Here is a 22,984-nt window from a genome sequence, read left to right as displayed (position 1 = left end):
TGCGAGAGATTCGCCCGATGTGTCTGATTGCCTTCGACTGGCAGCCTGATGCCGCCGCCGGTCCCGTCTTTACCCTCACCGCCAACCGCGACGAGTTCTTTCGCCGCACGAGCGCGCCGCTCACCTGGTGGGAGGATGTACCGGGCGTGCTGGCCGGCCGCGACCTCGAAGCCGGCGGCACGTGGCTCGGCATAACGCGCGACGGCCGCTTCGCGGCGCTGACGAACTACCGCGCGCCGTTCGACATCCGCGCGGGCGCGCCCACCCGCGGCAAGCTCGTGTCCGATTTCCTCCGCGGCCCGTCCGTCGCGCCGCTCGACTATCTCGGGCAGCTTGCCGAGCATGCGGCCGTATACAACGGCTTCAACCTGCTCGTCGGCGACTGGAAGCGGCGCGAACTCGCGTGGTTCTGCAACCGTGCGCCCGACGGCGAAAGCAGTGTCGCCGCGCCCGTCGCGATCGCGCCGGGCGTGCATGCGCTGTCGAATGCGCGGCTCGATACGCCCTGGCCGAAAGTGGTGCGCAAGCGCGCGGAGCTCGGCACGCTGCTCACCGACAATCCGACCCCGTCGCTCGACGAACTGATCGATCTGATGCGCGACCCGCATGTCGCGGACGACGACGCGCTACCGCACACGGGCATTCCGATCGAGCGCGAGCGCGCGCTGTCGGCCGCGTTCATCGAAACGCCCGAGTACGGCACGCGCGGCACGACCGCGCTGCGCGTCACGATGAAGGAAGGCGTGCGGCTGACGGTCGAGATCAAGGAGCGCTGCGACGACGACGGTTCGCACCGCACCGTCCGCCCGGGTGCGTTCGAGCGCGCATTCACGTTCGACGTCGACGTCGGCGCAACGCGGTCGCGCTGAACGCGCATTCCCCGCGCTACGGCGCGCGCGCCATCTCGACGTGCGGCACGCCGGCTTCGACGAACGGTTCGCCGACCGCCGCGAAGCCGTGCCGCACATAGAACGACACTGCCGAATCCTGCGCGTAGAGCCGCACGACGGCTTCGCCGCGGCGCCGTGCGCCATCGAGCAGCGCGTTCAGCACAGCCGACCCGACGCCCTGCCCGCGCGCGTCGGCCAGCACGGCGACGCGGCCGATCGTGCCGGACGGCAGCAGCCTCCCCGTCGCGACCGCGCGGCGTATTCCCGTCGCCGCGTCGATCCGGTACGCGACCGCATGGAGCGATAGCGGATCGTCGTCGTCGAGCTCCCATTCCGGCGGAATCTGCTGCTCGCGCACGAATACCGCGTCGCGAATCCGCGCCGCGTCGCCGCCCAGTACCGTCCAGTCGCCCGTTTCCACTACGCCGTCCGTCATCGCAGCCCTCCATGCGGCGCACGCGCCGTCGAACACCCGCCCGTCAAACGTCGTCGAATGCGGCCTTCAGCGCCGCGACCGCATCGGCATGCGCGGCCCGCACCTCGGGCACGTAGCCGCCCATCTTGAAGAATTCGTGGATCATCCCCGGATAGCAGACCAGCGTAACCGCGTTGCCGGCCGCGCGCAGCTTGTCCGCGTACGCGGCGCCCTCGTCGCTCAGCGGATCGTATTCGGCCGTCGCGATCCAGGCCGGCGCAACGCCCGCGAACGACGGCGCGTCGCGCGTGCCGTCGAGCGGCGCGAAGCGCCAGTCGTCGCGGTCGGCCGGATCGCGCACGTACTGCGTGAAGAACCACTGGATCGTGTCCTGCGACAGCAGATAGCCGTTCGCGAGCCGTGCGTGCGAGTCGGTGTCCTGGTAGCCCGTCACGCCCGGATAGATCAGCATTTGAAGCGCCAGGCGAATGCCCGCGTCGCGCGCGAGCACCGCGCAGACGGTCGCGAGCGTGCCGCCCGCGCTGTCGCCGCCGACCGCCAGCCGCGCGGCGTCGATGCCGAACGCGGCAGCCTCGCGATGCAGCCAGCGCAATGTGTCGTCGGCATCGTTCACCGCGGTCGGAAACCGGTGCTCGGGCGCGAGCCGGTAGCCGACCGACAGCACCGCGCATTGCGCGTCGTGCGCGAACATCCGGCACAGCGCATCGTGCGTGTCGACGCTGCCGACCGTGAAGCCGCCGCCGTGGTAGTAGACGAGCGCGGGCAGCGGCTCCGCGAGGCTCGGCTCGACCGGCAGGTACAGCCGCGCGCCGATCGTGCGGCCGTCGCGCGTCGGCACGACGCATTCCTCGACCGAATGCATCGGCGCCGGCGCCACGTCGAGGATCGGCGCGCTCTTCTCGTACGCGGCGCGCGCCTGCTGCGCCGTCTGGTGGTGATAGGACGGACGTTTCGCGCGCTCGATCATGTCGAGCACCTGGGCGATCTTCGGATTCAGCGGCATCGGTGAGGACGGCGCCTGCGCGGCGCCGTGAACGGACAAGCGTCACATGATGCCACGCCCGCGTCAGGCCGGCGCCATGCGCGCCGCGTGTCGAAATACCGGCCCTTCGGTGTCCTGTGAAGCGCGTCCTTCACGCAATCTCGCACCGCAAAACAAAAAGGCCCTGCCTGTGAAGAGGCAGGGCCGTGCGTCGAGGCGCTTACGCGTCGCTCGGGCCGGGCTGCGCGTCCGGCGCCGTGCGCGAGCGTTGCCGCTTGATGTCGCGGCCCACCGCGAGCCGCCGCATGTACTTGAACGTACCGAGCGCCTTCGCGACGAAGTTGCCGTCGCTGTCGCGCACTTCGCCTTCGCAGTAAGCCATCGTCGTCGAACGATGCATCACGCGCCCGTACGCGCGCAATTCGCCGCGCCCCGGCTGCATGAAGTTCACCTTCATCTCGACCGTGACGACGCCGACGCCGTCGTCGGTCAGGCTGCGCGCCGCCATCGCGAGCGCGATGTCCGCGAGCGTCATCGTCACGCCGCCGTGCGCGATGCCCCACGTGTTCATGTGCCGCTCTTCGAGCGGCAGCACGATCTCGCTCGCGCCGTCCTTCGCGGACACGAGCTGCACGCCGAGCAGGTCGACGAACGGGCTTTCGATCGACGGGCCGTCCGTCGGGGATGCCACGTCGCTCATCGTGCGCTGTCGACGACGTAGTCGACGCACTCGCGCGATTCGGCCACCGCGACGACGAATTTCTTCACTTCCTGGTGAACCGGGTGCACCTGGTATGCGTCGAGCGCGGCCTTGTCCGCGAAATCGGACACGAGCACGATGTCGGAGGTCGCGTCGAGGCCGGGCGTCGCCAGGCCGACGTCGATCTGCAGGATACCCGGCACGAGATCGCGGCAGCCTTCGAGCTTTTCCTTCAGCTTCAGCGCGTTCTGCGCGCGCGTCGCGCCTTCCGCGGTTTCCTTCAACTTCCACATGACAATATGTCTGATCACTTCGTTCGCTCCAGTTCGTGTTGGTTCGGCGAATGGCCTTGAACCCATACCAATCGGGCACCCTCAGCCCTTTTACCGTTCGCTCCCGTTCGCCGAAAATCGCGCCCAGCCTGGGGGGAAAAGCGGGTATCAAAGCGGGTATCAAAGCGGGTATCATTTCAAACTTCCAATGACGATACCCGCTTTTTCACCGTCCCAGTTACCGACGTCAAGATCCGGCAAGCGAAGGCAGGCAACAAGCCTACCAAACTTACCGACGGCAATGGACTGTATCTGTTGGTGAAGCCGTCCGGCTCCACGCTCTGGCGATATAAGTACCGAATTGCTGGGAAGGAGAATCTCTTCGCGATCGGTGAATATCCAACGGTCAGCCTCCAAGCCGCTCGCGCGGCGCGTGACGATGTCCGCGAACTCGTCAAGAAGGGACTGCATCCGTCGCATGCGCGACAGGAAGTGCTGTCGGCGCGTATCAACGAAGGCAAAGCAACTTTTCGAGCCGTCAGCGACGAGTGGCTGGAGAAGAAGCGGAAGACTTGGACCGAGCGGCACTTTGGCGAGATTCTGCGCATGCTAGAAACCGATGCGTACCCGTTCATCGGGAACCGCCCCATGCGCTCCATTACCGCCCACGATGTCCTTGCTTTGATGCGCCGAGTCGAAGAGCGGGGCTCGCCTTCCGTAGCAATTTAGCTCCGTCAGTACGTATCGAACGTGTTCCAATACGCGGTGATCACACTTCGGGCAGATACGGACGGCGCCCCCATTCCTCAGGATCAAACGAGACTTGAGATCAGGTGGCAGCCGCACGTAGCACGGTGGCCGTGCCGCGCGATCGGGATGCCGCCATCCGTCATCGATGAGTCGCCCTCTTCATGATGTTGGGCGACACGTCGGGATGCTGCGGACATGACACACGATCGCCCTTGCGGGCAACATAGCGGCCATCGAAGCGCATCGAAATTGACCCTGTTTCGACCTTGCCGCCGTGGTCGGTGTCGTCGCCTACCCGAATCAAATTGATCATCTTCGCTCCAGGCTATGGACATGCGTTAACTGTGCCGCATTCAATCCAGCGCTCTATAATCCTTCCGTCTTTCGCGGTATATCTGATCCTCCAAAACTTAAGGTCGTCAGAAATATTCAATAGTTCAACCGCGCCCCCCTTTATTATGCATGCCTTTGATTTATTTTTGCTGGCTGGCTCTGCGTATAAGTATGCTCGATTAGCAATCACTTGCCTATTCTTGGATGCCTTTCCATCCTTGGTTAGGAAAACATCGAATGGGCCGTAAAAAAAATCGCCATCTGGATTTTTTGCGACCTTCCAGTGCAATTCTCCGTTATTTAATGAAATCTCTGAGACCCCATTTTTTGCACCAAAGAACGAGAAGAAGTTGATCGTGGCATGCAATCCGTCAGGCGATATTGTGCCATCCAAATTGCTGGTCCCTTCTGGGTCACAATCAATTCTTCGTCCTTCTTCGGTGATAAAGCAATAGCTCCCTGCAACTTGATTGCTTGAGGATTTGTGTAATTTAATGACAAAAGTGGAATAGGGTTTCTTGCCTTCGTGTTGCGCAGAAACATACCGCCATTCGCCAAGAAGTGGGCTCACCTCAGTTTGAGGCACTTGCGCAATCGCCGCCTCGAATCCAATAAGAAGGCACAGGCCAATAAAAATGCGCATCAATCTATTCATAATTTTACCTGAAGGCAGTCGTTAACACGGTCAAGCCAGCCCTTCAAGAAAACGACTTGACTGGAATCATTGTCGACCAGCATCTTGTAATATTTTCGGCGAATTTCCGCGATATCCTGGAGCAACTGGTCCTGATCTTGAACCGCGTTTATCGCTTTGATTGTGTTGGAGCCAAGGCCACCATCTTCACCCACACCGGCTCCGTATTTTGAATTAAGCATTTTCTGAATTTGCTTCACGGCGCCGCCAGATGTAATCGTCCAATCGTATGTCATAAGAGCAATGCGGTCGTCACGGAATTGGCAAAATCCTTTTGGCTCCCAGAATCTCTTTAAATAAATTACCTCTGCTTGACTCTCGGTAAGCGCTTTTAGATTTTCGACGGCTGGCTCAACCCAAGGTCTTCCTTGGCATATTTCTGCCACGTCGGCCAAGCTATCCCGCTATTTGCGAGTCCACCTTTATCGTTTTTGTTGTTCACAATTCCGCCCTCGTGATTCAGAATAATTTTAGATATCTTCTTGAAGCGAGCGGCGCAATCGCCACAACCCTCTTCGCTTTTTTGGGCGAAGTTTCCAATCAACCCGATCGGATGGAGATGCCACGGGTTCGGTTCCTTCGGGAACGCGTCCGACCGGAACGCCGGGACTGCGTATATGTTGTGTTACAACTAAAAATTACAAATAAGAAACAAAAATATTAAATAATTCTTTCACAAAAAGACCGCATCCGATCACAGAGGTGATTGCGGAATTTAGCTAGATAGCGCCAAAGATCATACCAAATTCCGCTCGGCACGATATAGGCACCGTGACGATTCTTGACGGTCTTCTTGATGCTATCAACGAACATCTGGCATCGTGACCGCAATTGCGCGGGCTCACGTGGCCGCAGATTACACCTGTCCTCGCGCCTCCATTCAGTTGCGAACTCCTTGCAATGACGACGCGCATGTAAGCAACACAAGGTGATTTTGAAAAGGCTCCATCGATAAACGATCTGTCCTTTCTAGACTCGGAAGTTCTCAAAGCGGTCTGGATTACGGATTCCAGCCGAATCACTGGATGGTATATCGCAGCGTCCTTTTTAATCCACCGCGCGTCTTTTCAGGAGAATCGTTCGTAGACTCGTCAGCCGGCACTCCCCCCGGACTCAACCTCTTGTACCAAGTCTTGCAAATATCTTGGTAGCGCTATCGCTTTTAGACGGTTGCAGAGTTCTTCACGGTCCCTACTCGCTAGTCGCATGCGTCCCGCCGCCATAGCCAGCAGGAATCCTGCTTCCGTTTTACGCTGATCCGTTCTCAAGCCGCCAACGGAGACCGCTCGGCCGTTAAGTCGCGAGTAACTGCAGGCACTCTTTCAGCAACTCCCGCACTACAAGAGCAGGAGAACCACAATTGCGATTCAATGCTGACGATGCTGTTTCCCAGAACGATCGAACTCTGCCGAGCGCGTTGAGAAGAAATCGATCTCGGTGCCGCAGAGTGGCGGGTTCCTCCGGAAAACATCAAGTTAGGTGATCGACCTCATCCTGGAGAATATGAAGTCCGACCCTCAGAAAATTTGCCGCCCCTCCACCGTCCCCCTGCAGGCAACGATAATCCGGTCTGTGTAGCCGCCTTATTGACGCCTCCATTGCGCTAGCGCAAACGCGATCGCTCCGCGCGCCTTACCTTAGTTCGAACGATGAATCCGCCCGCACATTTTTGCGCGGTGCGAATTTATGCGCATCGAGCGAAACCACATTCGCAGGGCGATCCGCGGTCGGCGTGAATTCACCCACCTGTGCCCGCAGACGCATCCGCGCATGTGGAAAGCGCTGAATTCCGATTGCTCTGAGGCGGCTGCCATGAAGAAACTCGAAGTGTTCGATCCCGCGATGTGTTGCTCGACGGGCGTTTGCGGTGTGGATGTGGACCCCGTGCTGGCGCAATTCGCTGCGGATCTGAAGTGGGTCGAGGCGCACGGCGTGACCGTGGCTCGTTACAACCTCGGTCAGGCGCCGCAAGCGTTCGCGGCCAACGTCGCGGTGGTCAAGGAAATGGAGGCCGGTATCGAACGACTGCCGATCCTCGTGATCGATGGCGATATCGTGTCGACGGGGATGTATCCCTCCCGCCAGCAACTCGCGCAGAAACTCGGCTTTGCGCTGACGACGGCGGAAAAACCGCATATCAAGGTCGGCAGCTGTTCGCCAGGCTCCGGCTGCTGCTAGGGAGGCCCATGTCCATGCCCTCGCTGCCCTTACTGCTCGGATTGCAAAACCGATATCTATTCTTCACCGGGAAAGGCGGTGTCGGCAAGACATCGCTTTCCTGTGCCACCGGCCTCGCCATGGCGGATGCCGGCAAGCGGGTTCTGATCGTCAGCACGGACCCCGCCTCCAATCTCGACGAAGTACTCGGCGTCGGCTTGGGTCAGTTGCCGACGGCGGTGCCCGGCGCGCCCGGCCTGTTCGCGTTGAACATCGACCCGGAAGCGGCTGCCCAAGCCTACCGGGAACGCATGGTCGCACCGTATCGCGGTGTCTTGCCTGCAGCTGCCATCCGCAACATGGAAGAGCAGTTTTCCGGCGCCTGCACCGTCGAAATAGCGGCCTTCGATGAATTCTCCAAGCTGCTCGGCGACCCGGCTGCGACGGCGGATTTCGGTCACGTGATTTTCGATACGGCACCGACCGGGCACACGCTGCGGCTCTTGACGTTGCCTTCGGCGTGGAACGCGTTCATCTCGTCGTCGACGGGAGGCGCCTCGTGCCTCGGTCCGTTAGCCGGCCTGGAAAAGCAGAAGGCGCTGTACACGGCGACCGTGGAACGCCTTTCGAGCGCAGCGGAAACAACCGTCGTTCTGGTGAGCCGACCCGAAGTCGCCGCGCTGCGCGAAGCAAACCGCACGCGGCACGAACTGGCTGAACTCGGGATTCGCAATCAGGTGCTGGCGATCAATGGCCTCTTTGCCTCGGACGGGCATGACGACGCAATTGCGACCGCGATGGCGCGGCGCGCGCAACAGGCGCTGGCCGACATGCCGCGCGAACTGGCCGGCTTGCCGCAGATACGCATTCCTTTTCTGCCACGCGGCACGGTCGGCCTGGACGCGCTGCGCGACATGGCGCACCCTGAGCGCGTGCGCATGCCGACCGAGCGCCGGGTCCCCGAAACCGCCTTGCCACCGGGTCTCGGCCGCCTCGTCGACGAACTGTCGGCCGCGGGCCACGGTGTGATCATGACGATGGGGAAAGGCGGCGTAGGCAAGACCACGGTGGCAGCTGCAATCGCCGTCGCGCTCGCCGGGCGCGGACACGAGGTGATCCTCTCGACCACCGACCCCGCCTCGCATGTGGCCGCCACCGTCGATGGCGTCGTACCTGGCCTGAGCGTCACACGCATCGACCCGGCGCGGGAAGTGCAGCAGTACACCGAAGAAGTGCTGACCAAAGCGTCATCACACCTCGATGCGAGCGGCCGGGCGATGCTCGAAGAAGATTTGCGCTCGCCCTGCACCGAAGAAATTGCCGTCTTCAGGGCCTTCGCCCGCACGGTCGATCAAGGCAAGTCCGGCTTTGTGGTGCTGGACACGGCGCCGACCGGGCACACCATTCTGCTGCTTGATGCAGCGGAGGCCTATCACCGTGAAGTGATGCGCACACAGGGCGACATGCCGGAGTCGGTCCGTCAACTGCTGCCGCGCCTGCGCGATCCGGATTACAGCCGGATCCTCATCGTCACGTTGCCGGAAGCGACTCCGGTTCACGAAGCGGAACGCCTGTGCGCCGACCTGGCGCGCGCCGGAATCACGCCGTATGCATGGGTCATCAACCAGTCGCTGCTGGCGAGCGGCACGACCGATCCCATGCTGTGTCAGCGAAGCGCTTATGAGGTACCGTTCATCCGCCGTGTGGCGGACGAGCTGGCGCAGCGGACCGCACTGATCCCGTGGCTCGCCGAGGCACCGGTCGGGGCGGCCGGCCTCGAGCACGTGATCACGTCACGGGCGGCCACCTAGTGCGCCGATCAGCGCCTCCAGGCCCAATGGGCCGTGTCACCGCCAGAATTCGAATCAGGAGATGGGACGACAGCGCATGCCTACAGACATCGATGTAGTCGTCATCGGAGGTGGCCAGGCCGGGCTTGCCACCGCCTACTTCCTGCGCCGTGCGGGACTCGACTATCTCGTGCTGGATGACCAGAGTACCCCCGGGGGTGCCTGGCGACATGGCTGGGATTCACTCCACCTGTTTTCGCCGGCGCAATGGAGTTCGCTGCCAGGCTGGCGGATGCCCGTATCACGCGATAAGTACCCGTCACGCAACGAGGTTATCGACTATCTGGCGCGATATGAGAATCGTTATGACCTCCCTGTCCGGCGCCCCGTTCATGTCGAACACGTTTCACGCGTTCAGCATGGCTTGCTAGTCACCACCGATCAGGGAGAATGGTTGGCCAAGGCGGTCGTGAGTGCGACCGGCACCTGGAGCGCACCCTATGTCCCTGACTACCCTGGACGCGAGATCTTTCGTGGTCGCCAGATGCATTCGGCGCAGTATCGCAATCCAGACGATCTACACGGAAAAGACGTGCTGGTGATAGGCGGCGGCAACTCGGGTGCGCAGATTCTGGCGGAGGTATCGGCCGTCTGCAACGCTACGTGGGTGACGTTGCAGGAACCCGTTTTTCTTCCCGACGACGTAGATGGCCGGGTCTTGTTCGAACGCGCGACCGCCAAATGGCAGGCTCTGCGCGATGGGCACGCGATGACGGCGCCAGTAGGCGGCTTGGGCGACATTGTCATGGTGCCCCCTGTACGAGAGGCGCGCGCGCGAGGCATCTTGCACGCAACGCGTCCATTCAGCCACTTCGATACAGACGGCGTCGTATGGAGCGACGGCACGCATTCCTGCGTCGATGTAGTGATCTGGTGTACTGGGTTTCGCCCCGCACTCAAACACCTTGACCCGCTACAGATCTGTGGCGCCGATGGATTGCCAAGGACACACGGAACGCACGCGACAGGCGAGCAGCGCTTGTGGCTGGTCGGCTATGGTGAATGGTGTGGTGCCGCCTCGGCTACGCTCATCGGTGTGATGCGTAGCGCGCGGGACGCTGTGCAGGGCATCTCGCACGATCTGCTTCGGACCACGGACCGAGTGCACCGCACACCATAGGCAATTGTCCGAGGCCGACAAAACGCAGACAGGCATCATTGTTTTCAGAACAACCAATCGCTTGTATTGCGTAAGACTGGACCTGATCTCTCGGTCAGCGTCCGATCAGGTCCGAGATTGCCTGGACGCCTTCCACATCACGATATGTCGGATCACTTCGGTTGCTCCTGTTCGTTGGGGTCCACGTTGCGGGCGCGGCTCGCATCGCGGCCGGCCGGGCGACGCCCGGCCCGTCGTCTGTCTGCTTCGCTTGCACGCGATAGCGGGCGATCGGGGAAAAAGCGCGTATCGAATCGGCTGTCGTCCGACCTTGCCGGAGACGATACGCACTTTTTCACCGCGTCGGCACTCGACGGCGCGATCCGCGCAAACGGCGGCAGGCACCAAGCCTGCCAACCTTGACGGCTCCGATGGAACGATCGCACGGTTCGCGGCCGAACCAGTACCGATCACGGGGTCTGTTATCCGGATCGCGCTTTGGAGCCAGAACGGCGCACCTCTTCCGCTGCATCGCAGGAACGCGAATTGCTCATGCGTCGCGCGCTCCGTTTCCGCGCCTTCCGGCATTGCCCGACAACAGCCGGCACAACCGCGACGATTCAATTCCTGTCCGGCATCAATCGCCGAATTGAAACGTCATTGTCAATTGTTTCACCACCGCATATCCGCATTCCATTATTCATTTTCATTAAATCGCATATTTTACCGACTCAACGAGTAATAATTGCGATCGCCTTTTCAATCGAATACCGGAAAACCGCTAAAACATTATTGACTTCGACTTTCCCGTAAATTTAGAATCCCCTACGACGGCTTACGCTTCATTTTCTCCCGCCGCACACGAGTCGCCATTCGCTCGCGCGAAGGCTACCCCTGAGCCTTTTCCCATGCCGCGCCGGGGCGATGCCCTCCGCCATTTCCGTTTTCGGCACTGATCGGTCATTCGCTTATTTGCCGCGCAATTCGCTTGTCGCAGAAGCACCGCATCTCGATTAATTCCAGGCATTCGCCCTGAATGCCCGCAGCTCTGAACGAAACGGACAGAAGATCCGTTCATTCGACCATTCCGATAAAAATCGCCAGTCATCAGGAGGGATATCAACATGCATCGCCTTGCGAAGTCGCTGTGTCTCGGGTTCGTCTGCGCCGGCCTGCTCGCGGCCTGCAACGACGACGACGTCCGGTCGAGCGACGCACCGTCGCACAACGCCGCGCTGTCGTTCCGCATGGACACCGGCGGCCAGATCAATGCGTTCTACCGGCAGGACAAGGTCGCCGCGCACCTGCTGGCGCGCTCGTCGACGAAACCGCGCCTGCTCGTGGTCTTCCCCGCCGGCAACAGCGGCACGGGGCTGTGGTTCGACGACACCGCGCAGCCGGTGAACTGGAGCCTCGACACGCCGCCGTCCGCGCTATCGGCCCCCGACACGCACGGCCGCCCGCTGTACGGGATCGGCGCCGACGTGTCGGTGGACACCGACACGCTGACGATCCGCCAGGGCGTGCTCAGCAACGTGCGCTTCCTGCGCGACTTCAACGGCGGCGCAACGATTCCGCAGCAGATCGTCACGGCGCCGACAATCCAGGGCAGCGCAGCGCAATGGCAACGCGACCGGATCGACGGCGCGCCCGGCTATGCGCTGCGCATCACGCTGCGCGACGGCGGCAGCATCGCGCCGGCGGCGGGCGGCAAGCTCGTGCTGCGCGCACCGGCGGGCGCGCACACGCTGAAGCTGCATGTCGACGCGCTGTCGGGCGAGACGCCGCTGTCGCCGATCACGCGCGCCGATTTGCTCGCGCCGTCCGTGAACCCCGATCCGGTCAGCCAGAACGTGCTCGAATTCCTGAGCTTCCACGACAAGCTGCTGGCCGGCTCGTGGCAGTACGACACGTACTTCGGCCGCGACACGCTGATCTCGGTCCGCATGCTGATGCCCGTGCTCGAACCCGCGGCGATCGAGGCCGGGCTGTCGTCGGTGCTGGGCCGCCTGTCGGCCGACGGCAAGGTCGCGCACGAGGAAGGCATCGGCGAATTCGCGCTGGTCGACAACCAGAAGAACGGACGGCCGAACGATCCGACGCCGACCTACGACTACAAGATGATCGACAGCGACTACCTGCTCGCGCCGATCGCGGCCGCGTGGCTGATCGACGATACGCGCGGCCAGGCCCGCGCGGCCGCCTATCTGGCGCAGCGCGGCAGCGACGGGCAGACCAACGGCAGCCGCCTGGTCGTCAACCTGCTGCACGTCGCGACGACCGCGCAGCCGTTCGCGCAGCAGCCGTCGGTCGCGAACCTGATCCACCTGCGATCCGGCGAGATCGTCGGCAACTGGCGCGACAGCACCGACGGGCTGGGCGGCGGCGTCTACCCGTACGACGTGAACGCGGTGCTCGTGCCCGCCGCGTTGCGCGCGGCGAATGCGTTCCTCGCGCGCGGCCTGCTCGATCCGTACCTGGATGCCGCGCAGCGCGCGACGCTCGCCAACACGGCGAACCAGGCCGCCACGTGGGAAATGCAGGCGCCGCCGCTGTTCCAGGTCAGCGTGCCGGCCGCGCAGGCAGCCACCGACGTGTCGGCCTATGCGCCGTCCGCCGGCGTGCCGGCCGGCGCCGCGCCGAGCGCACCGTTGTCGTTCTACGCGCTGTCGCTCGATCAGCAGGGCAACCCGGTTCCGGTGATGAATTCCGACGGCGGCTTCGCACTGCTGTTCGGCACGCCGCCGGACGACGAACTCCAGCGGATCGTAACCGACGTCACGCGGCCGTTCCCGACCGGGCTCGTGACCGATGCCGGCATGCTGATCGCGAACCCGGCGTATGCGAACCAGTCGCTGTGGCCGAAGTTCACGAGCTCCGCGTATCACGGCACGGTGATCTGGTCGTGGCAGCAGGCGATGTGGGTGGCCGGGCTCGACCGCCAGCTCGCGCGCCAGGACCTGTCGGCCGCGACACGCACGTTGCTCGCGCAGGCGCGGCAGACGATCTGGCAAGTGATCTCGAACGGGCGCGACATGCGCACGTCGGAGATGTGGACGTGGTCCTACGTGAACGGCCAGTACCGGACCGATGCGTTCGGCACGCGCAGCGCCGACGCGACCGAAGCCAACGCGGCGCAGCTCTGGAGTACGACGTATCTCGCGATCCGCGATCCGCAGCAGCGCGCGGGCAAGTACTGGTGGCAGGCGTCGCAGCGGATGCAGGAGGTGCAGCCGAAAAACGCAGCGGTCGTGGCATCGCGCTAGCGCATTGCCCATCGCGCGCCAACCGAGCATGCCGAAGCTCCGGGGTGTTCCCGCCCCCAGGGCTTCGGCAGGGGCTGCATCGATCATCGCTTCGGCACAACCGCGTTGCCGAACGCACCGCACTCGCTCAACGACGCCGGCGTGCCGCTCGAACCCGCGTCACCGCGACACGACCCGGTTCCGCCCTTCCCGCTTCGCCTGGTACAGCCGCTCGTCGACCACCCGCAGCAGCGCATCGACCGTACTGCCGTCGACCCCGTATTGCGCGACGCCGACGCTGACCGTCACCTGCACGCGCTTGAAGTCCAGCCCGAACGGCGAACTCGCGATCGACGAGCGCACGCGCTCGGCCGTCATTCGCGCGCCCTCGAGCGGCATCTCCGGCAGCAGCGCCATGAACTCCTCGCCGCCGACTCGCGCGAGCCCGCCCGCCGGGCGGATCGCCTCGAGGCACTGGCGTACGACGCCGCGCAGCACCTCGTCGCCGATCTGGTGCCCGTACGCATCGTTGATGTTCTTGAAATTGTCGAGATCGAGCGCGAGCAGGCAAAACGGCGTGCCGTCGCGCTCGGCCCGCACCATCTCGCGCTCGACCTGCGCGATGAACTGCCGGCGGTTCGATGCGCCCGTCATCGGATCGGTCGCGGCCATGTACTCGAGCTTCTGGTTCGTGCGCCGCAGTTCCTGCAGCGCGCTCTCGGCGCGCGCCATCGATTCCGACAGCCGGCTCATCAGGTCTTCCTGGCTGTAGATCGCCGAGAACGAGCGCGTCGTCTGCAGCGCCTGCACGACGCCGTAGCTGAGCAGGAAGAAGCCGCCCGCGAAGATCGCGTGCGCGAGCCACCACATGTGATTCCACGGCTTGCCGAGAATGAATGCGAGCGACGACAGCGCGAACGCCATGATCGACACGCCGTAGATCACCATCAGCGGCGAGCGGATCCGCCGCGCGAGCAGCACGCCGACGTTCAGCAGCGAGAACACGAGCGCGCCGCCCTCCATCGACAGCCGCGTGCCCAGCGCGCCCGCGACCGGCGAATACGCGATGTACGCAACGGCCACGTTGACGATCACGAAGAACACGATCCACGGCAGCCATGTCCGCACGCTCGTGCGCTTCTCGATGCGATCGGGCGGACGCGAATAGGACATCAGGCCCGTGAGCAGCAGGATCGACATCACGAGCCGCGACGCGGGCCCGTACAGCAGGAACAGCCAGATATTGTGGTGCGCCATCCCGGTAAACGCACCGTGCAGCGAATAGATCATCGCGAAGCCGAGAAAGCCGAGCGTCAGCCAGCGCAGCAGCGGCTCGCCGGACGACCGGTAGCACACCCACGTCACGTAGGTGACGAACGCGCCCTCGAGGGTCGCCGCCGCAATCGCGATTTCATGGAACGCGTGGCTCTCGAACACGACGTGCGGGTCGCTGAAGAACCACAGATAGGCGATCAGATAGGCAGGCAGCAACGCGAATCCGACCAGCAGGCATTTCGCGTAGAGCCTCGCGGCCGCGCTGACGACGCGCGGCGGTTCCCCGGCTGCATAGGTCGTACTCATTCGGTCCCCGGTCGGTCTGCTGCGTTGGTTCAACCTTCGCGGCACGTATCGCGCGACGTACGATCCGGCCCATCGTGCCGAAAGGCAAATGTCAGAGCAAGTATAGGTGGGGCAATTCGTTTGACAAGTAAGGGGAAACGGCATTGCCGGGAGCACGCTTTTTGCCTCCCGGTCGTTTCGAATGGCAATCCTGCCGCGCCGATTCGCGTCGCATCGCGGCCGCCGGCCTCGCCGAAGCGAAACCGCGGCCGCCACCAGCCAAAAATCAGATGATTTCGAACAGGCCGGCCGCGCCCTGCCCGCCGCCGATGCACATCGTGACGACCACGTATTTCACGCCGCGGCGCTTGCCTTCGATCAGCGCATGGCCCGTCAGGCGGGCGCCCGACACGCCGTACGGATGGCCGACGGCGATCGCGCCGCCGTTCACGTTCAGGCGATCCTCGGGAATCCCGAGCGTGTCGCGGCAGTACAGCACCTGCACCGCGAACGCCTCGTTCAGTTCCCACAGGCCGATGTCGTCGACCTTCAGCCCCGTCTGCTTCAGCAGCTTGGGCACCGCGAACACGGGGCCGATGCCCATCTCGTCCGGCTCGCAGCCGGCCACCGCGAAGCCGCGGAACACGCCCAGCGGCTGCAGCCCTTCGCGCTGCGCCACATCGGCGCTCATCACGACGCACGCCGACGCGCCATCCGAGAACTGGCTCGCATTGCCGGCGGTGATCACGCCGCCCGGCACGGCCGAACGAATTTTCGACACCCCTTCGAGCGTCGTGTCGGGACGGATGCCTTCGTCGGCCGATACGGTCACTTCCTTCGTGAACAGGCGGCCCGTCGCCTTGTCGGCGATACCCGCGAGCACGGTGATCGGCACGATCTCGTCGCGGAAGAGACCGGCTTCCTGGGCGGCCGCGGCCCGCAGCTGCGACTGCACGCCGTACTCGTCCTGCCGCTCCTTCGAGATTCCGTAGCGCTTCGCGACGTTCTCGGCCGTCTGCAGCATGTTCCAGTAGATCTCGGGCTTGTGCTCGACCAGCCAGCCCTCCTGGACCATGTGCCGGTTCATCTCGTTCTGCACGCACGAGATCGATTCGACGCCGCCCGCGACATACACGTCGCCTTCGCCCGCGATGATCCGCTGCGCGGCCAGCGCGATGGTCTGCAGCCCCGACGAGCAGAAACGGTTCACCGTCATCCCCGGCACGGTCACCGGCAGCCCCGCGCGCAGCGCGATCTGCCGCGCGATGTTCGCGCCGGTCGCGCCTTCGGGGTTCGCGCAGCCCATGATCACGTCCTCGACGCGCGCGGGGTCGAGCTTCGCGCGTTCGAGCGCGGCCGCGACCACGTGGCCGCCGAGCGTCGCGCCGTGCGTCATGTTGAAGGCGCCGCGCCAGGATTTCGCGAGCGGCGTGCGTGCGGTCGATACGATTACGGCTTCGGTCATGCGAGTCTCCTTCGGTCCTGCTTCATGTCCTGATTCGGATGGGGAATGCGCTACGCCGCCGGGCGCGCGCCCGCGGACGTCACATGTGCGACGCCCGCTGCCTGCATCTGCTGCCATGCGTGCGCTAGCGACCCGTTCAGGTCGATCGCGCGGCACGCATCGTTGATCACCGCGGCTTCGAAACCGGCCTCGCGCGCATCGAGCGCCGACCACGCGACGCAATAGTCGGTCGCGAGCCCGCAGCACCACACGCGCTTCGCGCCGAGTTCGCGCAGATAGCCCGCGAGCCCCGTGCGGGTCGTGCGGTCGGCCTCGACGAACGCGGAATAGCTGTCGATCTGCGCGTCGCCGCCCTTGCGAATCACGAGCCGCACCTGCGGGATGTCGAGGTCGCGATGCAGCGCCGCGCCGTCGGTGTCCTGCACGCAGTGTACGGGCCACAGCACTTGCTCGCCGTACGGCAGCGCGAGCGTCGAGAACGGCTCGCGACCCGCGTGGTTCGCCGCGAACGACACGTGCTCGCGCGGGTGCCAGTCCTGCGTCAGCACGACCTGGTCGAAGCGTCGCGCAAGCGCGTTGATCACCGGCACGACCGCGTCGCCGTCCGGCACCGCGAGCGCGCCGCCCGGCATGAAGTCGTATTGCACGTCGATCACGAGCAGTACGTCGTCGGTGCGTTTCATTGCGTTTCTCCGTGTGTCGACCAGAGTTAGCGCTTCAGCGCTTACTCTGGTCCCATGCCTTGCGCGGTCGACCAGAGTTAGCGCTTTAGCGCCTACTCTGGTCCCATGCCTTGCGCGGTCGATCAGAGCTGGCGCGTCGGCGCTTGCTCTGATCCCGTGTCCTTCGCGCCGCCGCGCGCGCGTCAGCCGTTGAACCCGCGGCCGGCCTTCGCAAGCTCCACGATCGACGGCGCAAGCTGCCACGCGTCGCCGTTCGGCGCGGCCGCGTAGCGGCGAATCGCGCGCTCGACGTTGTAGAGGCCGACCGTGTCCGCGTACAGCATCGGGCCGCCGCGCCACAGCGGGAAGCCATAGCCGGTCAGGTAGACCATGTCGATGTCGGACGCCTTCGACGCGATCTTCTCTTCGAGGATCTTCGCGCCTTCGTTGACGAGTGCGAACACCAGCCGCTCGACGATCTCGTCGTCGCCGATCTTGCGCCGCTCGACGCCGCGCTCCTTCGAATACGCGACGACCATCTCGTCGACCAGCGACGACGGCTTCGCCTTGCGATCGCCCGGCACGTAGTCGTACCAGCCGGCGCCCGTCTTCTGGCCGAAGCGGCCCTGCTCGCACAGGCGGTCGGCGATCTTCGAGTACTGCAGATCGGGCTTCTCGACGTAACGACGCTTGCGGATCGCCCAGCCGATGTCGTTGCCGGCGAGGTCGCTCATCCGGAACGGCCCCATCGCGAAACCGAACTTCTCGATCGCGCGATCCACCTGCGCGGGCAGCGCGCCTTCCTCGAGCATGAAGAGCGCCTGGCGGATGTACTGCTCGATCATCCGGTTGCCGATGAAGCCGTCGCACACGCCCGACACGACCGCCGTCTTGCGGATCCTCTTCGCGACGGCCATCACGGTCGCGAGCACGTCCTTCGCGGTCTGCGCGCCGCGCACGACCTCGAGAAGCTTCATCACGTTCGCCGGGCTGAAGAAGTGCATGCCGACGACGTCCTGCGGACGCTTCGTGAACGCCGCGATCCTGTCGACGTCGAGCGTCGACGTGTTCGACGCGAGGATCGCGCCCGGCTTCGCGACTTCGTCGAGCTTCCTGAACACCTGCTCCTTCACGCCGAGTTCCTCGAACACGGCCTCGACGATCAGGTCCGCATCCTTCAAGTCGTCGTAGGACAGCGTCGGCGCGATCAACGCCATGCGCGCGTCGAGCTTCTCCTGCGTGAGCTTGCCCTTCTTCACCTGCGCGTCGTAGTTCTTGCGGATCGTCGCGACGCCGCGCTCGAGCGCTTCCTGCTTGGTCTCGAGCAGCGTGACGGGCAGGCCCGCGTTGACGAAGTTCATCGCGATCCCGCCGCCCATCGTGCCCGCGCCGATCACGCCGACGCGGCGGATCTCGCGCAGCGGCGTATCGGCCGGCACATCGGGAATCTTGCTCGCCGCGCGTTCGCCGAAGAACGCATGGCGCAGCGCGCGGCTTTCCGGCGTCATCATCAGCGCGACGAACCCCTCGCGCTCGGCGACGCTACCCTTGTCGAACCCGTTCAGCACGCCGGCCTCGATCGCGTCGATGCACTTGTGCGGCGCGGGGAAGTTCGGCGCGGCGGCCCGCGCGGAATTGCGCGCGAACTGGATGAAACCCGCGGCGTTCTCGTGGACGATCTTGCGGTCGCGCACGCGCGGATGCGGCCCCTTCTGCGCACCGACCTTGCGCGCGAACGCGACGGCCGCGTCGAGCAGGTCGCCGTCGGCCATCTCGTCGAACAGCCCGCTCTTCGCGAGCTGCTCGGACGGCACGGGCGCGCCCGACACGATCATGTTCAGCGCGGTTTCGAGCCCGACCGCGCGCGGCAGGCGCTGCGTGCCGCCCGCGCCCGGCAGCAGGCCGAGCTTCACTTCGGGCAGCGCGACCTGCGCGCCGGGCGCCGCGACGCGGTAGTGCGCGCCGAGCGCGAGCTCGAGGCCGCCGCCCATCACGACGCTGTGCAGCGCCGCGACGACGGGTTTCGCGCTCGCCTCCACCGCTCGGATCACGGTGTGCAGCGTCGGCTCCTGCAGCGCCTTCGGCGTATTGAATTCGGTGATATCGGCGCCGCCCGAGAATGCGCGGCCCGCGCCGGTCAGCACGATGGCCGTGACCGACGGGTCCTGCGCGGCGCGATCGAGCGCTTCCATGACGCCCTGGCGGGTCGACAGGCCGAGCCCGTTGACGGGCGGATTGTTGAGCGTGAGGACGGCCACGCCGTCGCGAGTCGAGTAATCCACTGCCATCTGCCTGCCTCCATGCATCGCGCGCCGGGGTGGCTGCGCTTCATTGTGCGCGGTCGAACAGCCGCATGTCCGGATCGAACGGAGGCAGCATACAACGGAAAAGCACGGTCGTTCAATTTGAATTTGTATCCCGATCGGGGGACGGATCGGGCGACCGGATCGCGGGCCGTCGCCGGCCCGGGCCTGCCTGGCCTTATGGCTCGCAAACCGCCGTCGGCAACACGTAGTCGCGGAATGTCTCGCGCAGCTTCAGCTTCTGCAGCTTGCCGGTCGCGGTGTGCGGCAGCGATTCGACGAACACGACGTCGTCGGGGATCCACCATTTCGCGACCTTGCCTTCGTAGAACGCGAGCAGCGCGTCGCGGCTCAGGTTCGCGCCTTCGCGCGGCACCACGACGAGCAGCGGACGCTCGGTCCATTTCGGGTGCGCGCATGCGATGCACGCGGCTTCGGCCACGCCCGGGTGCGCGATCGCGACGTTCTCGATGTCGATCGAGCTGATCCACTCGCCGCCCGACTTGATCACGTCCTTGCTGCGGTCGGTGATCTGCAGGAAGCCGTCGGGGTCGATCGTCGCGACGTCGCCGGTCGGGAACCAGCCGTCCGACAGCGGCGACGCGTCGCCGCGGAAGTAGTGATCGATCACCCACGGCCCGCGCACCTGCAGTTCGCCGAACGCGACGCCGTCCCACGGCAGTTCATGGCCGTCCTCGCCGACGATGCGCATGTCGACGCCGCAGATCACGCGCCCCTGTTTCTCGAGCAGCCTGCGCTGCGCGTCGAGCGGACGCTGCGACTGCGCCCAGTTGAGCTTCGCGAGCGTGCCGAGCGGCGACAGTTCGGTCATCCCCCACGCATGAATCACGCGCACGCCGTATTCGTCTTCGAACGTGCGCAGCATCGCGGGCGGGCACGCGGAGCCGCCGATCACCGTGCGGTTCAGCGTCGAGAAGCGCACGCCGGATTCGCGCATGTAGTTGAGCAGGCCGAGCCACACGGTCGGCACGCCCGCGGAAAACGTCACCCGCTCGGCCTCCATCAGTTCGTACAGCGATTTCCCGTCGAGATCCTTGCCCGGCAGCACCAGCTTGCCGCCGGTGAGCGGCACCGCGTACGGCAGCCCCCACGCATTGACGTGGAACATCGGCACGACGGGCAGCACCGCATCCATCGCGGACAGGTTCATCGCGTCGGGCAGCGCGGCGCCGTACGCGTGCAGCACCGTCGAGCGGTGCGAATACAGCACGCCTTTCGGATTGCCGGTCGTGCCCGACGTGTAGCAGAGCCCCGACGCCTGCTGCTCGTCGAGGCGCGGCCAGTCGTAGCGGCCGTCCTCCGCTTCGACGAGCGTTTCGTAGCAGAGCAACGGCGTTGCGCAGGACGGCAGGTGCGCGGCGTCCGTCATCGCGACCCAGCCTTTCACATGCGGGCATTGCGGCGCGATCGCGTCGACCAGCGGCGCGAAATTGATGTCGAACAGCACGTAGCGGTCTTCCGCGTGATTGACGATGTACGCGATCTGCTCGGGGAAGAGGCGCGGGTTGATCGTGTGGCATACGGCGCCCATCCCGCCGATCCCGTAATACGCCTCCAGATGCCGGTAGCCGTTCCACGCCAGCGTGCCGACGCGGTCGCCGGTTTCGACGCCGAGCCGCGCGAGCGCCTGCGCGAGCCGCTTCGCGCGGTGTTCGCAATCGCGGTACGTGTAGCGATGCACATCGCCCTCGATGCGCTTCGACACGATCTCGGTGTCGCCCGCGTGACGCGCGGCATGCGCGATCAGCGAGGACACCAGCAACGGCATGTCCATCATCTGGCCCAGCAACGGCTTACCCATCGTCTTGTTCTCCCGGAAGGACGCGAATCGGTGACCAGCCTCGAACCGGCGCGCGCCCGTCAGCGGCCCGGACGGGCGCGGCGCACGGTGCGCGGGCCGCCATGCGGGCGGCGCGGCGCCGCCTTACAATATCGGCTTACCCAGAGGCGCTCAACATGTCGTTTTCCCGAAGCGCAGCCGATCCGGCTGACACCTTGCCCGACCTCGCCGCCACGCTCGGCGCACCCGCCGAAGGCGCGTTCGTCCAGCTCGGCGACGCGTTTCATACGCGGCTGCCGGCCGCGCCGCTTGCCGCGCCGTACGTCGTCGGCTTTTCCGACGAAGTCGCGCAACTGCTCGACCTGCCGACGTCGCTCGCCGCGCAGCCCGGCTTTGCCGAACTGTTCGCCGGCAACCCGACGCGCGACTGGCCCGCAACCGCGATGCCGTACGCATCGGTATATTCCGGCCACCAGTTCGGCGTGTGGGCCGGCCAGCTCGGCGACGGCCGCGCGCTGACGATCGGCGAGCGCACCGGCACCGATGGCCGCCGCTACGAACTGCAACTGAAAGGCAGCGGCCGCACGCCGTACTCGCGGATGGGCGACGGCCGCGCGGTGCTGCGCTCGTCGATCCGCGAATTCCTGTGCTCGGAAGCGATGCATCACCTCGGCATCCCGACCACGCGCGCGCTGACGGTGATCGGCTCCGACCAGCCGGTGGTGCGCGAGGAGATCGAGACGTCGGCCGTCGTCACGCGCGTGTCGGAAAGCTTCGTGCGCTTCGGCCACTTCGAGCACTTCTTCTCGAACGATCGCCCCGACCTGCTGCGCCAGCTCGCCGATCACGTGATCGACCGCTTCTATCCGGATTGCCGCGACGCGGACGATCCATACCTCGCGCTGCTCGAAGCCGCGACGCTGCGCACGGCCGACCTCGTCGCGCAGTGGCAGGCCGTCGGCTTCTGCCACGGCGTGATGAACACCGACAACATGTCGATCCTCGGCGTGACGATCGACTACGGCCCGTTCGGCTTCGTCGACGCGTTCGACGCGAACCATATCTGCAACCACTCCGATAACAGCGGCCGCTACGCATACCGGATGCAGCCGCGCATCGCGCACTGGAACTGCTATTGCCTTGCGCAGGCGCTGCTGCCGCTGATCGGGCTGCAGCACGGCATCGCCGATGACGATGCGCGCGCCGAGCGCGCGGTGGACGACGCGCAGGCCGTGCTCGCGAAATTTCCGGAACGCTTCGGCCCAGCGCTCGAACGCGCGATGCGCGCGAAGCTCGGCCTCGAACTTGAACGCGAAAACGATGCCGAACTCGCGAACAAGCTGCTCGAGACGATGCATGCGAGCCATGCGGATTTCACGCTGACGTTCCGCCGGCTCGCGCAATTGTCGAAGCACGACGCGAGCCGCGACGCGCCCGTGCGCGACCTGTTCATCGACCGCGACGCATTCGACGCCTGGGCGAACCTCTACCGCGCGCGGCTGTCGGAGGAAACGCGCGACGACGCGACACGTGCGGCCGCGATGAATCGCGTGAACCCGAAATACGTGTTGCGCAACCATCTGGCCGAAGTCGCGATCCGGCGCGCGAAGGAAAAGGATTTTTCGGAGATCGAGCGGCTCGCGCAGATCCTGCGCCGGCCGTTCGACGAACAACCGGAGCATGAAGCATACGCGGCGTTGCCGCCGGACTGGGCCGGGTCGCTCGAAGTGAGCTGCTCGTCCTGAAGCCCCCAACCCGCGCGTATCGACCGACCGATCAGGAGAA

General features: G+C 64.7%; 19 protein-coding genes and 1 pseudogene. 8 read left to right on the top strand and 12 right to left on the bottom strand.

Going from position 1 to position 22,984, the window contains the following annotated elements:
- Positions 1-17: 17 nt before the first annotated feature.
- Entirely contained in the window at positions 18-869 is an 852-nt protein-coding gene (locus KVT39_RS15055) for an NRDE family protein (protein WP_034181214.1), read from the top strand.
- Between the two features lie 16 nt (positions 870-885).
- On the opposite strand, the gene KVT39_RS15050 is transcribed toward KVT39_RS15055, so the two are convergent.
- From KVT39_RS15050 to KVT39_RS15035, 4 genes are all read right to left on the bottom strand, one after another.
- Entirely contained in the window at positions 886-1,326 is a 441-nt protein-coding gene (locus tag KVT39_RS15050; protein WP_034181394.1) for a GNAT family N-acetyltransferase, read from the bottom strand.
- A gap of 43 nt (positions 1,327-1,369) precedes the next feature.
- Positions 1,370-2,329: an alpha/beta hydrolase gene (locus KVT39_RS15045; RefSeq protein ID WP_105392673.1), complete on the bottom strand. Its 960-nt coding sequence runs from the start codon at positions 2,327-2,329 to the stop codon at positions 1,370-1,372.
- Between the two features lie 199 nt (positions 2,330-2,528).
- On the bottom strand, positions 2,529-3,008 hold the full coding sequence (locus tag KVT39_RS15040) for a PaaI family thioesterase (RefSeq protein ID WP_175750372.1): 480 nt from the start codon (positions 3,006-3,008) through the stop codon (positions 2,529-2,531).
- Positions 3,005-3,319 (bottom strand): Dabb family protein, encoded by a 315-nt coding sequence (locus tag KVT39_RS15035; protein ID WP_217589472.1) that lies wholly within the window; start codon positions 3,317-3,319, stop codon positions 3,005-3,007. Before KVT39_RS15035 ends, KVT39_RS15040 begins: the two co-directional genes overlap by 4 nt.
- A gap of 213 nt (positions 3,320-3,532) precedes the next feature.
- Between KVT39_RS15035 and KVT39_RS15030 the strand changes: the two genes are divergently transcribed.
- Positions 3,533-4,009 carry an integrase arm-type DNA-binding domain-containing protein gene (locus KVT39_RS15030; RefSeq protein WP_217589510.1) on the top strand — a complete coding sequence of 159 codons (477 nt, stop codon included), beginning with the start codon at positions 3,533-3,535 and terminating at the stop codon, positions 4,007-4,009.
- An 83-nt stretch (positions 4,010-4,092) separates the two neighbouring features.
- Here KVT39_RS15030 and KVT39_RS15025 read toward each other — a convergent pair.
- The 3 genes and pseudogenes from KVT39_RS15025 to KVT39_RS15015 all read right to left on the bottom strand — a co-directional run bounded on the left by KVT39_RS15025 (position 4,093) and on the right by KVT39_RS15015 (position 5,443).
- Positions 4,093-4,343, bottom strand: a pseudogene (locus KVT39_RS15025) (PAAR domain-containing protein).
- Positions 4,344-4,355: 12 nt separating this feature from the next.
- On the bottom strand, positions 4,356-5,018 hold the full coding sequence (locus KVT39_RS15020) for a hypothetical protein (RefSeq protein WP_217589471.1): 663 nt from the start codon (positions 5,016-5,018) through the stop codon (positions 4,356-4,358).
- Complete coding sequence (locus tag KVT39_RS15015) at positions 5,015-5,443, bottom strand: putative peptidoglycan-binding domain-containing protein (protein WP_368858923.1); 429 nt, start codon at positions 5,441-5,443, stop codon at positions 5,015-5,017. The genes KVT39_RS15020 and KVT39_RS15015 overlap by 4 nt, the downstream gene beginning before the upstream one ends.
- Before the next feature lie 1,426 nt (positions 5,444-6,869).
- Here KVT39_RS15015 and arsD point away from each other — a divergent pair.
- From arsD to KVT39_RS14990, 5 genes are all read left to right on the top strand, one after another.
- Positions 6,870-7,235: an arsenite efflux transporter metallochaperone ArsD gene (gene arsD / locus KVT39_RS15010; protein ID WP_105392677.1), complete on the top strand. Its 366-nt coding sequence runs from the start codon at positions 6,870-6,872 to the stop codon at positions 7,233-7,235.
- 14 nt (positions 7,236-7,249) lie between these two features.
- On the top strand, positions 7,250-9,025 hold the full coding sequence (arsA, locus tag KVT39_RS15005; RefSeq protein ID WP_306795583.1) for an arsenical pump-driving ATPase: 1,776 nt from the start codon (positions 7,250-7,252) through the stop codon (positions 9,023-9,025).
- 76 nt (positions 9,026-9,101) lie between these two features.
- Positions 9,102-10,184 (top strand): ArsO family NAD(P)H-dependent flavin-containing monooxygenase, encoded by a 1,083-nt coding sequence (locus tag KVT39_RS15000; protein ID WP_217589470.1) that lies wholly within the window; start codon positions 9,102-9,104, stop codon positions 10,182-10,184.
- Positions 10,185-10,661: 477 nt separating this feature from the next.
- Positions 10,662-10,976, top strand: coding sequence for a hypothetical protein (locus KVT39_RS14995; protein ID WP_217589469.1), 315 nt, complete (start codon positions 10,662-10,664; stop codon positions 10,974-10,976).
- 311 nt (positions 10,977-11,287) lie between these two features.
- Positions 11,288-13,429: a hypothetical protein gene (locus KVT39_RS14990; protein WP_217589467.1), complete on the top strand. Its 2,142-nt coding sequence runs from the start codon at positions 11,288-11,290 to the stop codon at positions 13,427-13,429.
- Between the two features lie 159 nt (positions 13,430-13,588).
- Here KVT39_RS14990 and KVT39_RS14985 read toward each other — a convergent pair whose 3' ends face one another.
- From KVT39_RS14985 to KVT39_RS14965, 5 genes are all read right to left on the bottom strand, one after another.
- Entirely contained in the window at positions 13,589-14,989 is a 1,401-nt protein-coding gene (locus KVT39_RS14985; protein WP_034181209.1) for a sensor domain-containing diguanylate cyclase, read from the bottom strand.
- Positions 14,990-15,254: 265 nt separating this feature from the next.
- The gene (locus tag KVT39_RS14980) at positions 15,255-16,433 is read right to left on the bottom strand and encodes an acetyl-CoA C-acyltransferase (protein WP_034181208.1); all 1,179 of its coding nucleotides are present in this window, start codon (positions 16,431-16,433) and stop codon (positions 15,255-15,257) included.
- Positions 16,434-16,483: 50 nt separating this feature from the next.
- Entirely contained in the window at positions 16,484-17,116 is a 633-nt protein-coding gene (gene pncA, locus KVT39_RS14975; RefSeq protein WP_217589465.1) for a bifunctional nicotinamidase/pyrazinamidase, read from the bottom strand.
- A 182-nt stretch (positions 17,117-17,298) separates the two neighbouring features.
- Positions 17,299-19,383: a 3-hydroxyacyl-CoA dehydrogenase NAD-binding domain-containing protein gene (locus KVT39_RS14970; RefSeq protein ID WP_217589463.1), complete on the bottom strand. Its 2,085-nt coding sequence runs from the start codon at positions 19,381-19,383 to the stop codon at positions 17,299-17,301.
- Between the two features lie 193 nt (positions 19,384-19,576).
- Positions 19,577-21,220 (bottom strand): 3-(methylthio)propionyl-CoA ligase, encoded by a 1,644-nt coding sequence (locus KVT39_RS14965; RefSeq protein ID WP_217589461.1) that lies wholly within the window; start codon positions 21,218-21,220, stop codon positions 19,577-19,579.
- A 155-nt stretch (positions 21,221-21,375) separates the two neighbouring features.
- On the opposite strand from KVT39_RS14965, the gene KVT39_RS14960 reads away from it, so the two are divergent.
- Entirely contained in the window at positions 21,376-22,944 is a 1,569-nt protein-coding gene (locus KVT39_RS14960; protein WP_217589459.1) for a YdiU family protein, read from the top strand.
- The last annotated feature ends 40 nt before the right edge of the window (positions 22,945-22,984 follow it).

This window comes from Burkholderia sp. GbtcB21, assembly GCF_019091065.1.
Classification (GTDB): domain Bacteria; phylum Pseudomonadota; class Gammaproteobacteria; order Burkholderiales; family Burkholderiaceae; genus Burkholderia; species Burkholderia pyrrocinia_C.
The sequence above is the reverse complement of the archived record's forward strand: the minus strand, read 5'-3'. Positions and strand labels throughout refer to the sequence as shown.

What these genes read in the sequence shown, in the direction of transcription:
- KVT39_RS14960 (WP_217589459.1), top strand. Translation starts at nt 21,376, where the DNA reads ATGTCGTTTTCCCGAAGCGCAGCCGATCCGGCTGACACCTTGCCCGAC.
- KVT39_RS14980 (WP_034181208.1), bottom strand. Translation starts at nt 16,433, where the DNA reads ATGACCGAAGCCGTAATCGTATCGACCGCACGCACGCCGCTCGCGAAA.
- KVT39_RS15020 (WP_217589471.1), bottom strand. Translation starts at nt 5,018, where the DNA reads ATGAATAGATTGATGCGCATTTTTATTGGCCTGTGCCTTCTTATTGGA.
- KVT39_RS15045 (WP_105392673.1), bottom strand. Translation starts at nt 2,329, where the DNA reads ATGCCGCTGAATCCGAAGATCGCCCAGGTGCTCGACATGATCGAGCGC.
- KVT39_RS15040 (WP_175750372.1), bottom strand. Translation starts at nt 3,008, where the DNA reads ATGAGCGACGTGGCATCCCCGACGGACGGCCCGTCGATCGAAAGCCCG.
- KVT39_RS14985 (WP_034181209.1), bottom strand. Translation starts at nt 14,989, where the DNA reads ATGAGTACGACCTATGCAGCCGGGGAACCGCCGCGCGTCGTCAGCGCG.
- arsD (WP_105392677.1), top strand. Translation starts at nt 6,870, where the DNA reads ATGAAGAAACTCGAAGTGTTCGATCCCGCGATGTGTTGCTCGACGGGC.
- KVT39_RS15050 (WP_034181394.1), bottom strand. Translation starts at nt 1,326, where the DNA reads ATGACGGACGGCGTAGTGGAAACGGGCGACTGGACGGTACTGGGCGGC.
- pncA (WP_217589465.1), bottom strand. Translation starts at nt 17,116, where the DNA reads ATGAAACGCACCGACGACGTACTGCTCGTGATCGACGTGCAATACGAC.
- KVT39_RS15000 (WP_217589470.1), top strand. Translation starts at nt 9,102, where the DNA reads ATGCCTACAGACATCGATGTAGTCGTCATCGGAGGTGGCCAGGCCGGG.
- KVT39_RS14965 (WP_217589461.1), bottom strand. Translation starts at nt 21,220, where the DNA reads ATGGGTAAGCCGTTGCTGGGCCAGATGATGGACATGCCGTTGCTGGTG.
- KVT39_RS14970 (WP_217589463.1), bottom strand. Translation starts at nt 19,383, where the DNA reads ATGGCAGTGGATTACTCGACTCGCGACGGCGTGGCCGTCCTCACGCTC.
- KVT39_RS15055 (WP_034181214.1), top strand. Translation starts at nt 18, where the DNA reads ATGTGTCTGATTGCCTTCGACTGGCAGCCTGATGCCGCCGCCGGTCCC.
- arsA (WP_306795583.1), top strand. Translation starts at nt 7,250, where the DNA reads ATGCCCTCGCTGCCCTTACTGCTCGGATTGCAAAACCGATATCTATTC.
- KVT39_RS14990 (WP_217589467.1), top strand. Translation starts at nt 11,288, where the DNA reads ATGCATCGCCTTGCGAAGTCGCTGTGTCTCGGGTTCGTCTGCGCCGGC.